The sequence below is a fragment of the Clostridium akagii DSM 12554 genome (assembly GCF_000686725.1).
GTDB lineage: Bacteria > Bacillota > Clostridia > Clostridiales > Clostridiaceae > Clostridium_I > Clostridium_I akagii.
This window is the reverse complement of record NZ_KK366008.1, coordinates 47486-63390: the sequence shown is the minus strand read 5'-3', so window position 1 is coordinate 63390 and position 15905 is coordinate 47486. Positions and strand designations below refer to the sequence as shown.

General features: G+C 28.4%; 16 protein-coding genes and 1 pseudogene. 15 read left to right on the top strand and 2 right to left on the bottom strand.

The features are described from left to right. Positions 1–183: 183 nt before the first annotated feature. From BR66_RS0118755 to BR66_RS0118690, 14 genes are all read left to right on the top strand, one after another. On the top strand, positions 184–1173 hold the full coding sequence (locus BR66_RS0118755; protein ID WP_026884282.1) for an amidohydrolase family protein: 990 nt from the start codon (positions 184–186) through the stop codon (positions 1171–1173). 254 nt (positions 1174–1427) lie between these two features. Continuing rightward, on the top strand, positions 1428–1550 hold the full coding sequence (locus BR66_RS26680; protein WP_278246825.1) for a hypothetical protein: 123 nt from the start codon (positions 1428–1430) through the stop codon (positions 1548–1550). Positions 1551–1650: 100 nt separating this feature from the next. Continuing rightward, on the top strand, positions 1651–1977 hold the full coding sequence (locus tag BR66_RS0118745) for a hypothetical protein (protein ID WP_026884281.1): 327 nt from the start codon (positions 1651–1653) through the stop codon (positions 1975–1977). A 583-nt stretch (positions 1978–2560) separates the two neighbouring features. Then, positions 2561–3130 (top strand): recombinase family protein, encoded by a 570-nt coding sequence (locus BR66_RS0118740; protein ID WP_026884280.1) that lies wholly within the window; start codon positions 2561–2563, stop codon positions 3128–3130. A 91-nt stretch (positions 3131–3221) separates the two neighbouring features. After that, positions 3222–5027, top strand: coding sequence for an HNH endonuclease (locus tag BR66_RS0118735; RefSeq protein WP_026884279.1), 1806 nt, complete (start codon positions 3222–3224; stop codon positions 5025–5027). 477 nt (positions 5028–5504) lie between these two features. After that, positions 5505–6434: a hypothetical protein gene (locus BR66_RS0118730; protein ID WP_026884278.1), complete on the top strand. Its 930-nt coding sequence runs from the start codon at positions 5505–5507 to the stop codon at positions 6432–6434. 84 nt (positions 6435–6518) lie between these two features. After that, entirely contained in the window at positions 6519–7364 is an 846-nt protein-coding gene (locus BR66_RS0118725) for a TIR domain-containing protein (RefSeq protein WP_026884277.1), read from the top strand. A gap of 109 nt (positions 7365–7473) precedes the next feature. Beyond that, positions 7474–7701, top strand: a complete 228-nt coding sequence (locus tag BR66_RS0118720) for a hypothetical protein (protein ID WP_026884276.1) — start codon at positions 7474–7476, stop codon at positions 7699–7701. 201 nt (positions 7702–7902) lie between these two features. Further along, positions 7903–8130: a DNA cytosine methyltransferase gene (locus BR66_RS0118715; RefSeq protein ID WP_341350077.1), complete on the top strand. Its 228-nt coding sequence runs from the start codon at positions 7903–7905 to the stop codon at positions 8128–8130. Between the two features lie 419 nt (positions 8131–8549). Then, a complete protein-coding gene (locus BR66_RS0118710) occupies positions 8550–8741 on the top strand; it encodes a hypothetical protein (protein WP_026884274.1) in 192 nt (63 codons plus the stop codon). A gap of 36 nt (positions 8742–8777) precedes the next feature. After that, on the top strand, positions 8778–9149 hold the full coding sequence (locus BR66_RS0118705) for a TcpK family conjugal transfer DNA-binding protein (RefSeq protein ID WP_479723156.1): 372 nt from the start codon (positions 8778–8780) through the stop codon (positions 9147–9149). Further along, a complete protein-coding gene (locus BR66_RS0118700; protein ID WP_026884272.1) occupies positions 9146–9484 on the top strand; it encodes a TcpK family conjugal transfer DNA-binding protein in 339 nt (112 codons plus the stop codon). The genes BR66_RS0118705 and BR66_RS0118700 overlap by 4 nt, the downstream gene beginning before the upstream one ends. Before the next feature lie 325 nt (positions 9485–9809). Then, entirely contained in the window at positions 9810–10598 is a 789-nt protein-coding gene (locus BR66_RS0118695) for a tyrosine-type recombinase/integrase (RefSeq protein WP_026884271.1), read from the top strand. A 540-nt stretch (positions 10599–11138) separates the two neighbouring features. After that, positions 11139–11780: a DUF4362 domain-containing protein gene (locus BR66_RS0118690; RefSeq protein ID WP_026884270.1), complete on the top strand. Its 642-nt coding sequence runs from the start codon at positions 11139–11141 to the stop codon at positions 11778–11780. A gap of 371 nt (positions 11781–12151) precedes the next feature. Here the strand turns inward: BR66_RS0118690 and BR66_RS0118685 are convergent, their stop codons facing one another. Continuing rightward, positions 12152–13159: a TolB-like translocation protein gene (locus BR66_RS0118685; RefSeq protein WP_026884269.1), complete on the bottom strand. Its 1008-nt coding sequence runs from the start codon at positions 13157–13159 to the stop codon at positions 12152–12154. A gap of 382 nt (positions 13160–13541) precedes the next feature. Next, the gene (locus BR66_RS0118680) at positions 13542–14186 is read right to left on the bottom strand and encodes a hypothetical protein (RefSeq protein ID WP_026884268.1); all 645 of its coding nucleotides are present in this window, start codon (positions 14184–14186) and stop codon (positions 13542–13544) included. 924 nt (positions 14187–15110) lie between these two features. Here BR66_RS0118680 and BR66_RS24280 point away from each other — a divergent pair. After that, positions 15111–15866 (top strand): annotated as a pseudogene (locus tag BR66_RS24280) (DNA adenine methylase). The last annotated feature ends 39 nt before the right edge of the window (positions 15867–15905 follow it).

Sequence of the window (15905 nt, the reverse complement as noted above, 5' to 3'; positions counted from 1 at the left end):
AGAATTTATTCAGTGATTTCTTAAATAATCACTTTAGATTTGAACTAAATAAGAGACCTTTATAGAGTGGAACATTAATTACTTTCTCAGGAGGCTTCTACGATTATTAGACCAATCAATCTGTAACTCTTCTTGGTGACTATTGTCACAAGTTGAGCAATACAACTTGAAAAGGAGAATTTTATGGATAATGTAAGAAAATTAGATTTTTTTAAAATTGATGTACATGCACACTATTTGCCACAAGCTTATAGGGAATCATTATTAAATATTTCGGTGGATCCCGATGGATTTCCAACTCCTGAGTGGAATCCGGAAGCGCATTTAGAAGTAATGGATCATTTGGGTATTTCAACTTCAATATTGTCTTTATCGTCACCACATATTAATTTTGGGGATAAAAAAGCCGCTAGGGATTTAGCACGAAAGGCTAACGAAGATGGTGCGGAACTTGTGAAGAGATATCCTAACCGATTTGGTTTACTGGCTTCTTTACCATTGCCTAATATAGAAGACAGCATAGAAGAAATTCAATATGCAAAAGATATCCTTCATGTCGATGGTTTTGCTTTGCCTACTAACACACAGGGAATTTATCTGGGAAACACATGCTTAGACCTGATATTCGAAGAATTAAATAGATATAAATCAGTAGTAGTTCTGCATCCGAATAAGCCTAGTAGCCTCCCTGAAAATGTCGTGGAAGGATTGCCTGTTCCTATGATGGAATTTTTCTTCGATACAACCCGCACTGTAATCAATATGATATTAAAAGGAACATTAAATCATTTCCCTAATATCAAATTTGTTATTCCTCATGCTGGTGCCTTTCTAACGATACTTGCCGATAGAATTGCCCCCGCTCTCCAAATGGTTCCTTCATCATTCGGAGAACAAATAGAAAGCGGTCATATAGATATATATGGCGCTTTAAAATCTTTATATTATGATGTTTCTGGAGTTTGTCTGCCCAGACAATTAGCCAATCTAATGCAAATTGTTGATGTTGATCATTTGCTATACGGCAGTGACTACCCATACACACCTGAGCATGGTTGCGCTTTTTTGGCCACATCATTGGATAAAACAAATTTGCTAAATGAAAAACAACGCCACAGTATTTATTATGACAATGCATTGAAATTATTTCCAAGATTAAAAACAAATAAATAAATAAATATTATTATCGATTAAATCATGCAGATTGTAATCTCTTATCTAAAATTATATATTCAAAAATATATACGAAGATTTTTACTAGCTATGATTGATGAACAATATTCGTATTTAGCGTTACAACAACTGAAAAACGAATAATTATTAAAACCACCGTATTATTCAGAATGAATTTTACGGTGGTTTTGCGTCGCATTACAAAGAGATGGTTCAGTTATTGAGAATAATGTGCAACAAAGAGGGGAAACAATATGATGTTAATCGTTTTATTAATATTAGTATTAAGCGTAATTAGTATTTTATATCAATATAAAATATTAAAAAAATGGAATCTTGAAATTAGGGTATTAAAGGTAATAGTAGAGAAAAAGTAATAAGAATTATGAGTTAGGAATATTAAAATATTAAATGTAAAAAATTGAGAAATATGATATAATTATACTTTGGATAAATATAAATGAATGGGGAATAAAAATGGCAGATAAAAAATTTATAAAAAGAAGACACAATTTATCATTACTTAATGTAGACCCAAATTTAGATTTAATGAAAAAGTATAAAGAAATAAATGGTGCAATAACAATGATTGCTAACGGTGGTGTAAATGGTGACGCTTATAATGACGTTGAAACTATAGTCATAAGAAAGATAGCAAAACGAAGCATACAATTAGATTGCAAAGAATCAGATAAATTTTGGCACAGGAAATTAGGAAGAGAATTGGCAAAAAATTATGGTATGATGGAATTCTGTTTTGAAGATTTTAAAAGCAGGAAAGATTTAATGTTTGAATGGTATTAAATTAGAATATATATCAATAATAATGAAGATGTCAAAAAATACCGTATTATTCAGTTAATGAATTTTACGGTATTTTTTCAGTCTAATTCGAGTTAATTGAACAGGAACCTCGGCGCCCAAAGACAATGGGTAGGTGTTTAAAATAGAAAGAAATGAAATAATTGAGAAAATTTTTAAAATATATAATAAATCTAAAAATAATCCATCTGAAGAAGAAATAAAAGTTCCGTTTAGGTGGATCATTTACAATTAATATTGAACTTTGACATAGTATTGTAATAAATAAAGATTAGTATATAAATATAAGAAGATTACCCCCTTTTTTAATACTATGTTCTAGCATTTGGTTGACTCCAGGTGCTTTTTTATATTTTATCACAAAAAAATAAATTACAAGTCTTTAGATATAAATTTTAATAGTTCATTTAGAGTATAGTACAGACAACTTAAAACGAACACTTCTCAAAGTCGCATTATATCGTACTAAATATCTATAAAATTGGTTCATCAATTAAATTGACCTTAAATGAACTAAATGGTAATATTAGCATAGAAACAAGGGAACTGAAAGGAATGGTATCTTATGAATACATATTTTTATATAAGGGTATCCAGTAAAGACCAAAACACTATAAGGCAGGAAGTTAAATCTAAACAATATGATATACCAGTAGAAAATGTATTTATTGAGAAGGCAAGTGGAAATAATACAATTGATAGACCTGTGCTAATTAATATGATGGCTGCATTAAAGAATGGTGACAAATTAATTGTAGAGAGTATCAGTAGATTTGCACGTAATACAAAGGATTTAATAAACCTAGTAGAGCAATTAAATAGTAAAGGTATTATATTTGTATCGCTTAAAGAAGCAATTGACACAACTACACCAACAGGAATGTTCATGCTAACGATATTTGGAGCAGTAGCACAACTTGAACGTGACTACATAAAAGATAGACAAATGGAAGGTATAGCTATTGCAAAGCAGGAGGGAAAGTTTAAAGGTAGAAAGGCAATAGAATATCCTAAACAGTGGGACAAGTATTATAAAATGATGAAGCAAGGACAAATAAAAGGTATTGATGTAATGAAAATATTAGAGTTAAAGAAAACTACTTTTTATAAATTAATAAAAGAATACAAGGGTTAAAAATAGTAGGGGGTACAGCATGGTATAATAGTCCTAAGAGTTACGTCAAAATTGTAAAATAATATCAACTATTGCAAGTAAGAGGGGAAATATGGAAGAAGATTTTAATAGTGAAGAATTAGAACTAATTAAAACAGAACCTTATTTAAAACATCAACTATCGATTATCTATCCTGATAAAATTATCAGTAATTTGTATAAATTGAACGCATCCTTATATGTAAATAGTTTTAGAAAAATATGTATAATTAGAGCTATGAGCAGTGTTGAGTATGCTAAATTCTTAGGGTATGAATGGATAACTAAATATGATAGTAAATATGATAGCAAATATGATATAGATACGATTAGAATATTATTTCAAGAATTTAACCTTAAACAAACAGATATTGCAAACATCCTAAATGTGAAAAGACAATATGTTTCAAAATTAATTAATGATAGCACGAATAATCATTCAAATTGGGTTACAGATATAATAAGTGCAGAAGAAGAAAAAATAATAATAGCAATGATTGATGATAGAGTAACAAAATATAAAAAGGACGAAATAATTATTTGTATTTTAAATAATAATAAGTATGAAAACGCAATATTAATTAAAAATATGGATCAAATGAAGTTTGTTCAGAATATACCCAAAGCTATCCTTGCAAAATTCAAGCAAATAGGTTTTGATAAGTATAATGAAATAGATTTTGAAAATATAAAAAAAATTGAAGAAAAAGGATATAATAAAGGCGATATAGTAATAGTGTTACCTGATAATATAGAAGTACCTACTAAAACGGGTAAGGAACCATACATAGAATTTTTAGGATATAATTATTATCACCCCAATACAAAAACTGATGAAGAAATATTTAATATTCTATTAAAATATAAAATTAATGATAATCAAATATGTTTCACAACTCAGAGCGAAGATTATCATATGGTTTATATTGCATTATACCGCAGAAATATTACAGTAGATGAATTTGCAAAACAATACAACTATGAAGTAGTGTCGGATTTAAGCCGTTCAGTTAACGCAGTTAAAGGGTATGTAGAAGACCTAACTAAGAGAAAAATAGGAATAGGTAATCAAGTTTATGTTCATTCGTATGATCCGTTATATGCTAAACTGCAACAATTTACTGGAAAAAGAGACAATTCTGTTGACAAATTTATAAATAAACTTGGATTTGAAAGAGTTTTAGTTGTACCAGAAGGCTATTACCAATATGATTGGAAGTCAGAAGTTGACAGCGAAATTACAGAAGATAAGAAAATAATGATTTTACATATGCTAAAACCTTTTATGATACGTGGTAATTTATTATATTTACCTGCAGACAGCGATGAATACGTTAAATTATATGACTTTATCGGGAAGAAAGGATTAAAAATTGATGACGTATTGCAATCATGGGGAATTCAAAGAATTACATTATCGTCATTAAAAGATTTTAAGAAAATCAAATACCAATTAAGCAGAATTGAAAAAATACAAGGCAATGCCACTGTTGTATTAACTAAGACAGAAAAAGTTCAAAGGAATAACCGCTTGGTTAAGGAACTAAAAATATTATATAACTATAAATGTCAGATATGCGGAGAAGAAAGGATAGATTTATTAATAGATATGGGGGATGGTAAGTACTATGTAGAAGGGCACCATATAAAACTGTTATCTTCCGCTAAGCAACTTACTGAACAAGAAGAAATTAATGAAATTGACAACTATAAAAATGTAATTATTGTCTGCTCATACCATCATAAATATCTACATTATCATCATGGCGGTTTTTTCCATATATTTAGAGATAAGGCTAGTAAATTATATTTTGAAAACGAGCGGGGAGAAACAATTGAAGTAAAATTAGATCTCCATTTAGTAGCTGAACAACTTTAAACGTAATCTAAACTAACTAAAAATGAAAGTTATCCATTTTTTAACACAGTAATTTAGAATGAAATAGATAAAACAAGGCTATGATTAGTCTGTAATTTAATCATAATATCTAATTTGTGTTAAGCCACAGTTTTATTATAGTGTTTAATAACTAGAGCCACATGTTTCCTTTATATAAAAAGGTGGGGGTATGATGAATAGAAATAAAGTAATAATTGATGAATTAGATGATAAGATTAAACACCTTACAGATATATATTAAAGAATATGATAAATCAGAGCGCCCCAGCGATGACTACACAGAAGGAAAGGCATTGATGGGTCATAATTAGAAAAATAAGTAGTGAAATTTAAGATAAAATAAATTTATGGGGAAAATGAACATATAAAGATAAAATTGATATATAATGAGACAACATAAGTATAAAATGAGATGAATTGTATCATAAAACGGCATTAAAATGGAGGTTAGGATTGATGGAAAAAAAAGAAATTATAGTAGCTAAAATTGCGGATATAATTGGAAAGCAAGGATTTATTAAGAAAAATAATGGAGAACTAAAAGCCAGATTGAAGTGTGCTGGTTTGAACGAGTATTATGAGAAATATTCCAAGTACTTAATTCCATATTGCTATAGAACCGCACATGGAAATAAATATGAAAACAGTAACGAAGAGTATAATGTTTTTTTAGGACTAGATTTTATATTTAGCGATTTATATATGGAATGTAAAAATGAAGCGATTATTCTATTATTGAAAGAGTTAACAAAGGCATTTAACATTTCTTATATTGAAGAAGAAATGGTAGATGATTATGATGAACTAGTAAAGTTATATCAGTTACTAGGGTTAGATATATATATAGAAAATGATAATATCAAAGTGCTGTCATTAATGCATTCTGATATAGTTAGAATAACTGAAGTTTTTTCAGTAGAATCTTGGTTAATGGGAGAACACCCAGGAGTATATGATTCTTATGATTCTGCCATTTCTGCCTACACTTGTGGACATGCAGGAGCATGTATTGAGTCATGTAGAACAGCATTAGTTAGCATCTTTTCTGAATATAAGGGAACTGAATCTTTTGCTAAATGGTTACGGGGAATATTTAATGTTAGTGGTGATGTCAATGTTTCTAGTGTTTCAGAACTTGATTTAGCAATAAAGACTAGTTTGAGAAAAGACGATTTAGCAAAGTTTTTTAATGAAAATAAAGATGGAAAACTTACAAAAACCAAAACAATTTATATGATCTACTCTATGATGTCTGATTACGGAACTCATAGAAATGAATCAACTTATGGATCAGCTAAGGAAAGTCCAACAATAGAGGATGCTATTTTCATGCTTAGGCTAACGGATAGCATCTTGTTTTGGGTATTTTCAATGACTAACCGATAAGCTTTTTGAATAATGTATTCGTAGGAAGGTGGATATTTACAATGAAATTGGCATTCAACTTATAATTCATTTAGGAGGTAAAATATGTTTTATCATGTATTAATAGAAACATCAGAGAAAATTGAAAAAAACAAACACAACAGAGAAATCTTTGAATTAGATATAATAAATCGAGACAATGTTCTTAACGATATAATTATCCCGTATTTAAAGAAGGAGCAATTTCAGGTTAATGGGTATCTTTTAAATTATCAGGATATTGTAAGGGTTGTCGCTAAAGTTACAGAAAAATCCACAAAAGAATTAGCTTCATATGAAAATAGTCATAAGCAGGCAGGGTTACTAATGTATGTATCTCCTAAATCTATTTTAGGTTATGCTAGATATACAAAAGACATTACTAAAGAGGTATTTTATGAAGCGAAAGAGATTATCGACAAAGATGATTCGACAAGCAAAGTTGTGGATAAGATGGTCAAAATGGATAAAACTAAAGTATTTATTGTTCATGGGCATGATGAGTTAGCGAAAACTGAAGTCGCACGATTCATTGAAAAATTAGGATTTACTGCGATAATACTTCATGAACAGGTGAATTCAGGTAAAACTATTATTGAAAAAATTGAAGATTATTCAAATGTAGGGTTCGCCGTTGTATTATATACTTCATGTGATTTAGGTTCAGCTAAAGGTAGCGATAAAATGCAACCACGTGCTAGACAAAATGTTGTTTTTGAGCATGGTTATCTAATGGGAAAGCTAGGTAGAAATAGGGTATGTGCTTTAGTTAAAGATAGCGTAGAAACACCAAATGATATTTCTGGTTTAGTATATATTCTAATGGATTCTTATAAGGCGTGGGCTTCGTCTTTAGCCAAAGAGATGAAGGCTGCTGGTTATGAAATTGATATGAATTTAATTACAAATTGAAAAATATAAGGATTTGAAATAGATATTAATAAAAAATATGAAGATGAAGAAGAGCAGAAGATACTTTCTGGTCTTTTTTTAATAATTTTATAAGGTAAGGGGGTAATTAATGTATAAGCTAAATAAAGAACAATTAAGTTATTTCAATTGCTTTATAAAAGGTTTAAAGGATAAAGAAAGATTAAACTTATGTGAGAGTTGTAATAAAAAATTTCAATGTGGAAATAAACATAGCTTGTATTTCATTTGTTCATTATGTGCTAAAACAACTGATGTTATTAACTGTGCAATTGCTAATGAGGTTATTAAAAATGGAATTGAACCCCAGATAGACTAAATAAATGGGAAAAGTGTAATTTAAAAGTATAATTCATATTATAAGAAAGTGGGGTGATATGAATAGAAAGAATTATCATTAACAGCTACAGATATACATGGTGTTTTAGTTGCAGAAGCTACCCAAACAGGATATTCAAAGGCTAATGAAGGAGACTCTATAAATCTAGCAGTACCTGGTAGCAAAACAAGACGGGGTAGAGTGGGGAAAAATAGAGCTAATACACTAGATACATCTTGTAACCAAGGAACTCTAATCAATGGTAGGATTCGAAGACTTACTCCACTAGAATGTTTTAGACTACAAGGATTTTCAGATGAATATTTTTATAAAGCCAAAAATGCAGGATTAAGCGATTCAAGATTATATAAATGTGCAGGTAATTCAGTAACTGTGGATGTGATTCATGCTATAGGATGTAATTTATAATTATTTTTTTATAAATATCAAAATATATGCGAATTATGACATACTCTAAATTTAAATAACCCTTTAAATAAGCCATTATTGTCCTAAAAAGGCATTTAAAACGTGAAAAAATCATGACATTTACATGACATGATTAATGTGGTTTAATAGTATTGTTTAAAGTTATGTTATGAAATTTACAGGCTATTTTATAGCTAAATAAATATGTTGTTAAGCTTGTTTAGCCATAGGTTTACATGTAAACGCCAGTAGAAATGCTGGCGTTTTGTTTTGCAAAAAAAATATTTATTTTAGTGTGATGGGTGGTGAGATCTTATATATAAAAAAAGATATGTAGGTGGTAATTATGATTATGGGACAAGTACAAAACCTAAGCTTTGAAAAAATAATTGATTTTAAATTTAAGGAGGGAAATTAAAGTGTCTGAAAAAAAAATCAAACAAGACCTTAGAGAAAAAACAGAGGCAGTTAAAAAAATACTAAGTATCAAAGGTGAGGACTATGAGGAATGGTTATTAAAAAAACAAACTGAATATATAACAGACAATGTATCTTTTTTATTAGATATAGTAAGTAAAAATGAACAAGTACAAGAGCAAAAATCAGAATAAATTATATTATGTTTTTAAAATTGGAGGTGGTTTAACATTATATTATTAGAACGTTATATAAAAGAATATGTTGAAATAGTTAGAGATTTATTAGATACAAAAAGTGAAGATCTAAATGATAAATTGAAAATAAACAAGGATGTAATCCATATAAGAAAGGAAATTTTATTTGAATATTTTTCTAAAAAACCGTATGAAAAAAATGCAGATAAATTATCAAATTGGAGCAAATTACATCTAATTAATACCGACTCTGGAAGATTAACTAAGAAGGTGTATGTAGGTGAAAATAAGAGAGATAGAATGATTGTAATAGATAGAAAAATGTTCAATTTAATATCAAATATGCTGGAAAAAAATGTACAAATAGACAGTGATACTTTTAAATTTGGTGGTGATTTCTTTTGAATGTACTTGAAGTGTGTTTTGAAGAATACATTGCAATAATTAATAATTTGTTGCAAGACGAAAATAAAATTGAAGAAAAAAAAGAAAAAAAAGTGATAATAAAAGACAATTTTATTTATATAAGAAAAGAAATTTTATTTGAATATTTTTCTAAAAATCCTTTTAAAAAAAATGCAGATAAATTATCAATTTGGGGCGAATTTAATCTAATAGATCGAGAGAATAAATGTTTATCCAAGAGAGTTTATATAGGTGACAATACGAGATCTAGAATGATTGTAATAAATAGAAAAAGGTTCAATTTAGCATCAAATTTAATGGAAAGTAAGCTGTAAAAATACATGGGACATTGTAAAAATCAATAATGTATTTTGGACAGGGTGTAAAGCTTAGAGGCTGTAAGCTTAGCATTGATTTAGTCTCAAGGGAGGGAATGGGGTATATATATACGTAGTATATATATACATAAATATATTGGGACGGAACGGTCATGTTAGATGTACGGAGTACAGATAATATGATTGTGGAGTAACAGTATATTTATGTGTATATATCGGAGGATATATATTACCATAGTATATTATTTGGAGCGTTAGCGACAGATGATATACTATTTGGAGCATTAGCGACAGATGTATATAACGGAGGAGTGAGGATGCGGTGAAGGTTAGGGAATTGATAGAAGTTTACAGAGAGCAATTAAAAGGTGAGGAATTAAGGAAGGCAACAGAAGAAAAATATATTAATTCATTACACAGATTTTTAACAAAAAGATATTCTAGGGAAACAGAAATTGAAGAAATAAATAGTGATGATCTATTAAAGGATTTAAAAAAAATAAAAATGCGAGGGGAAACTTCTGCAATAGTAAATGGATTAAGAAGAGTGAAAAATTATATTAATATTCCTGATGAAGAGGAGTTAAAAAAAACTATAAAAAGTAAAACAGTAAAGCTAAGAGAGAATGACGAGGGAAAAGAATTAAAAAAAATAATGAAAAAAATAAATGTATTAAGAGATAAAAAATTAAAATTAGGTTATAGATTAATGCTGATGAGTGGACTTAGAGTTTTTGAATTAGCAGAGCTTAATAAAAAAGATATAGAGATAACAGATGCAGGAATTAAAATAAAAGTTTTAGATGGTAAGGGTGGAAAAAGTGCAACTATAAATTGCCTTCGTGATAAATATTTAGAAAAAAGTTTGAGTGAATACTTAGAAAGCACCAATGAAGAAAAAGTATTCTATTCAAAAAAACATATGATGAATAGAGCTTTAGAAAGTGGATTTGAATGTCACGATTTAAGAAGAGCATTTTCTAAGCTTCTATATAAAGAAAAAAAAGAGGAGGTTGGAGTTTACAAAGCAAATATTGAAGTTCAAAAAGCAATGCGACATACAAAATTCAGCACTACAAAAATTTATTTAAATAGCAAAATAAAAGTGTAGGTTAGTAAAAGTAAATCATAACATGTTTTTATTTAAAATTCCAACTCATATAGGGGTAGTGCTCAAAAAACGCGGGAAATATACGTTAAGACAGTTATTACCAAAAGAGTCTTTTATCAAAACATTCTGACTAGAATTAATAGGGGGTTGTGTAGTAATGGAACAGAAAACGACTATAAGTATATAAATATTTTACAGCTATAGCCGTTCAGTTAACTTTGGCGTATATTTGTGCAATTATCAGTATGTGTCGATAAATGTTTGAATTTTAAAACATATTTAGACATAATAAATGATATGATTGGTATATACTAATAAATATAGGCAAGCTTGTAATATATTAAATACGCTGACACTGGGGGACATGTAAAGTCCAAGTTAGCTATTTTTATGTACATCTCAGTGTGTACTGTATTTAGAAAATATGATATTATAAGGATGCATTAGTAAAAAATAGGACGAAATGGTAAGACAGTACATTTTCATATAATCTATATTGTTACTTCTAGGTATAAATATAAAATTTAAGGAGGCGAAATATTGAAAAAATATATATTATTGTTAAGCATTGTAACAGTGGTTTTAGTCATTAGTGGCTGTACAAATAATAAGTATAGTAATGAAACTATGAATAATAAGACCATAACTTCTAATAAAGCTACAACAACTCAAGAAAAAAGTGATTTAAAGAATGTTAATGAACACGAAGGCAAAAATTTAGAAGCATCATTTAAAGAAATAAATGATTTAAAGAAGACTAATATAGAAGATGCCAGGAATTTTGAAGCATCTCTTAAAAACGGAAGTGTAATAATGATTTCTAGGGATGATAGTGAAAATCTTGAAGTGTATAATATATCAATGCTAGATAGATTTCTTGATTCATTTAATAATGGTAAAGAAGGCTATGTGCGCATAATTAAGGGAACAATAGTAAGTGGTAAACTTTTAGTAAATAAGCTTGACGAACTAGAAACTGATGGTAAAGTTATTAAAGATACAGTATATGACACGTATACTTATAAAGATAAATTTACAGCAGGAACACCAGTCTATAGCTCTAAAATAGTAAAAACGTATCCGAATAATGGAATTAGATATGCTCTTCTTGAAAATAAAGAAACTCCAGATAATATGGGAACGACTGTAATTAGTTTTAACAAAAATAGCATAAAAAATTAACCAATAGAGCATTACTAACTAGTAAATTCTTTAGATAATAAATTTAGATGTATGTATTAAACTTTCTATTTCGTTACCTATATGAGAACTCCTATAATTTATTGTTTTGTCGATTGGCAGTCGCTTTCAGTTTATTATAGGAGCTTTTTCTTTACTCAGAGTTTAAATAGTTTTGTCACATGGCATAGTCAGTTATTATCAAAGCGCCTATATGGTATTGGATTTATGGAATAATTTAAAATTAGTTAGGAATATAATCAAGTATTGAATATAAATAGTATTACTATACTCATAAATTAATCAAGCCTTACTTCCAATAATTTTTCATACTAAATTTATCATTTATAGCCTATTTTAGTATAAGATAATTATTATTTATGTGTTTCAATGCAATCAAGAATTTTGTCATTATCAATTTTTAGTACTGTTAAAATAGTTTTATTTTTTAAATCATAATAATACACTTTGTATTGATTACTGGATTCACTAGCAACAAAATAAAATCCTTTTCCATCTTTAGAAAAGCATATTTTCGTTATATCCTGATAACGTCCATTAGTACTTAAAATAGATTTGGGTTCATTAACATTATCAAAACTTGCTAATATAATTTGTTTTTTAACTTTGTGTTCAGAAAAATTAACTAGTTCTCCTGCTAAAATTATTGCTGATTGTTTATTTGGAGATATAGATACATCTACAATGTTACTTTTTAGTGCTCTGTAATTTTTTTTATCTTTACCATTCCAATCCTTTATTATCATTTTATTATTTATTGAATAATTAAAGTTTTTACTTTTGTTAGCTGAATCCATGAGATTAAATTTTTCTTGCTCAGAATTTTGAAATACCAATATAGAATTAGACGAGTTAGCAAAATCAAAAAATTGATCTGATAAATCTTTTTCATTCTTATCTAATACGTTTAATCTATTATTCCTTATATCATATATTGATAAATTAAAATTTCTATGGTCTTTTTGGACTGTTCTTAAATAAATTAAATTTTTTTTGTAATTAATTTTTAAAAAATCAACATTAATAATTTTATCACCTTCTTTTGTTGTTAGCTGCTTTTCCTCATGTGTATTTAAATTTCTTTGAAACAGTTGAGGATACCCATTTTTATCACTTTTTGTGAAGTATAATATTTTCCCGTCATTCGATAAAGCAGCAGTTGGATAACATGTTTTATTTATACTATAAAGCTTATTAAGCTTTTGTTTTGAAATGTCATATTCATAGTAATTAACAATCTTATTATTATTATTAGGGGAAGATATTATAAGCAAATCTTCATTAGATTTTATTCCACATCCACCCAATGTATATAAAATTAAAATAAACATTAAAAAAAATAATATATTTTTATTTCTCATAGTAATATCCATTCCTTTCGCTTCACTCAATGCACAAAACGTGATATGTTGTTATTTGTTCTTGGCTTTGAGCTAATTAGTTTATGTTGTTTATTGGTAAAGATACTAAAAATATGCTTGCATATATAATTCATATTTGTTATTATAATTTTTTCAAAAAAATAAAAGTTTATGTTAAAAATCTATATTACATTAAACACCTCCTATCAAAAACGATGGTATTTGATAGGAGGTGTTTTTATAAAAATAGGATACTTAAACCCATTAAGAGGGGTCACAAAATTAATTTCAAAAACACTTATCATTAACTACTGTTTATGATAAGTTGAAATGTCCACTATATTACAGTTACGTTGAAGTACATCGTAGCAACCCCACTATATTAATAATGGCTGTAAGATGCATTTCTTACAAGCCCTTGATTGGCGCTAACATCAAGCAAGTATGAAAATTCATATGCACTCCAAATATCGATTATTCTTGGTGTAGACTGAGCCTGTAAATTTCCAACATCCCATTTTTTTAATTGAAAGTAGTTACCTGAAGAAGCAACGTATATATTTGTGCCTAAAGGGCAGTTATCTGCATATTCATCTGTAGCACAGTCATAATTAGTTAATGTATGATTACCTTGACCTATTTGATCATCATACCATGATATAGCTCCAGAGTTTGAATAAGAACCATTTCTATAGCTTGGGCTCAATGTACCATTTTTTGTATTTAGTTTATTACTATATGCTTTCCCATTTATTTTAATAAATGTAGGTTCGCCAGTTCCATCATAGGATACTGTCATACCTGGCTGTGGTTTAGGTAATGAACTATTAATGCTTGTACTACTAATATTACCATTCAATATAACCATATTATTATTGTTATCATATTTAATATTTGTACCAGCAGTTGCTTTTGATGGAATAGTGTTAGCATTAGTTGCTGCTTGTGCTGATTGTGAAACACCAAAACTCATAACAGTCACAAGTGATAAAACCAATGACATATTTTTTATAAATATACCCTTCATAAAAACTCTCCTTTAGATGAATTATTTTACAATGCATGCATTACTTACAGTTTACACCATAATATATATAAGTCAACAATATTATACATTTATTACATAAAATCATAATAATGTTGACTTTTAATCAATTCGGCAGGTAGCTCCTGCGAGAGCGACGTAGTCTCAAGATAAATATTATGAAAGTTGTAGTGGATGGATTATCACTGTAAACAGGGGCTAAGTATATCAAATTAGATTAATAAGATACGTTAGGGTTATCGCCAACATTTCCGACAAAACTCACGCTAAAGATATAAATGGCAATACATCAAGACTTTCGACCACGGTAAGCTAATAATATTTTATAATAAGTACCATAAACGGTATATTAACATTATTTTGATACTTTGTTTTTGGTAATACTTTTGGAACTGAAAATCACCTGTAAATCAGCTATTTATAAGAGTTTTATTTAAGTACCATAAACGAAGGTTTATGGTATTATTTTCATTAACGTTGGTTTTGTAGGTTTAGTTGGCTGTTCACCACGTATATCGGTGTCCAAAGTACATGATATAGTATGTAAATTATAATTATTTTTTTATAAATATGAAAAAATCAACGAATTATGACATGCTCTAAATTGAGATAACCCTTTAAATAAGCCATTGTTACCCTAAAAAGGCACTCGAAACGTGACAAAATCATGACATTTACATGACATGTTCAATATGCTTTAATAGTATTATGCGAAGTTACGTTATGAAGTTTATAAGTTATTTCATAGCAAAATAAAATATATTGTTAAGTGTGTATATCCATAGGTTTACATGTGATCGCCAGTAGAAATTCTGGCGTTTTATTTTGCAAAAAAATCTTTATTTTCGTGTGAAGGGTGGTGAAATATTAGAGCTAAAAACAAAAGATGAGAAGGATGTGGTAGGTATGTTAAATTCACCTATTAACAGAATGGGAGGAAAAAGTAGATTAAGAAAAACAATAATAGGTATGCTACCTAAACATATTTGTTATGTAGAACTATTCTTTGGAGCAGGGTGAGTATATTTTGGTAAAGAGCCTTCAAAGGTTGAAGTTATCAATGATATTGATAAAGAATTAATAAATCTATTCAGAATGATAAAATATCATGCTGCGGAAGTTGAAAGGATGCTTCAGTACGATTTTTCAGGCAGAGACATATTTGAAGAATATAAAAATGAAAGTATAGGAAACCTCACAGAGATAAATAGAGCTGTGAGGTTTTTATATTTAATGACACAAAGTTTTGCAAGTAAAGGTGGTAATTATGGTTATGGAACCAGTACAAGACCAAAGCAGCAGATATTTTGTACTGAGCTACTTAGTGATTTGAAAAGGAGGCTTAAGAATACTTATGTTGAAAACCTAAGTTTTGAAAAGATAATAGATAAATATGATAGAGAGCATACATGTTTTTTTGCAGACCCTCCATACGTTGAATTAGCAGGATACAGTAATGAGTTTGGCGAGAAAGAACATATACTTCTTAAAGATAAGCTTGTTGAATTAAAAGGCAAATTTATTTTGACTATAAATGACCATGAAAAAGTAAGGGAATGGTACAAACAGTTTAATCTTAAAGAAGTAGAAGTAAATTATTCAGTTTCAAGAGAACAGAAAGCAAGAGGTAGGTATAAGGAATTAATAATAACTAATTATTGATCCCTTATAGAATATATTAATAAAAAATAATCTGGGGGA

Excerpts from the sequence above, each read along its gene's own strand:
- BR66_RS0118740 (WP_026884280.1), top strand. The coding sequence starts at position 2,561 with ATGAATACATATTTTTATATAAGGGTATCCAGTAAAGACCAAAACACT.
- BR66_RS0118725 (WP_026884277.1), top strand. The coding sequence starts at position 6,519 with ATGTTTTATCATGTATTAATAGAAACATCAGAGAAAATTGAAAAAAAC.
- BR66_RS0118720 (WP_026884276.1), top strand. The coding sequence starts at position 7,474 with ATGTATAAGCTAAATAAAGAACAATTAAGTTATTTCAATTGCTTTATA.
- BR66_RS0118745 (WP_026884281.1), top strand. The coding sequence starts at position 1,651 with ATGGCAGATAAAAAATTTATAAAAAGAAGACACAATTTATCATTACTT.
- BR66_RS0118685 (WP_026884269.1), bottom strand. The coding sequence starts at position 13,159 with ATGAGAAATAAAAATATATTATTTTTTTTAATGTTTATTTTAATTTTA.
- BR66_RS0118730 (WP_026884278.1), top strand. The coding sequence starts at position 5,505 with ATGGAAAAAAAAGAAATTATAGTAGCTAAAATTGCGGATATAATTGGA.
- BR66_RS0118735 (WP_026884279.1), top strand. The coding sequence starts at position 3,222 with ATGGAAGAAGATTTTAATAGTGAAGAATTAGAACTAATTAAAACAGAA.
- BR66_RS0118755 (WP_026884282.1), top strand. The coding sequence starts at position 184 with ATGGATAATGTAAGAAAATTAGATTTTTTTAAAATTGATGTACATGCA.
- BR66_RS0118680 (WP_026884268.1), bottom strand. The coding sequence starts at position 14,186 with ATGAAGGGTATATTTATAAAAAATATGTCATTGGTTTTATCACTTGTG.
- BR66_RS26680 (WP_278246825.1), top strand. The coding sequence starts at position 1,428 with ATGATGTTAATCGTTTTATTAATATTAGTATTAAGCGTAATTAGTATT.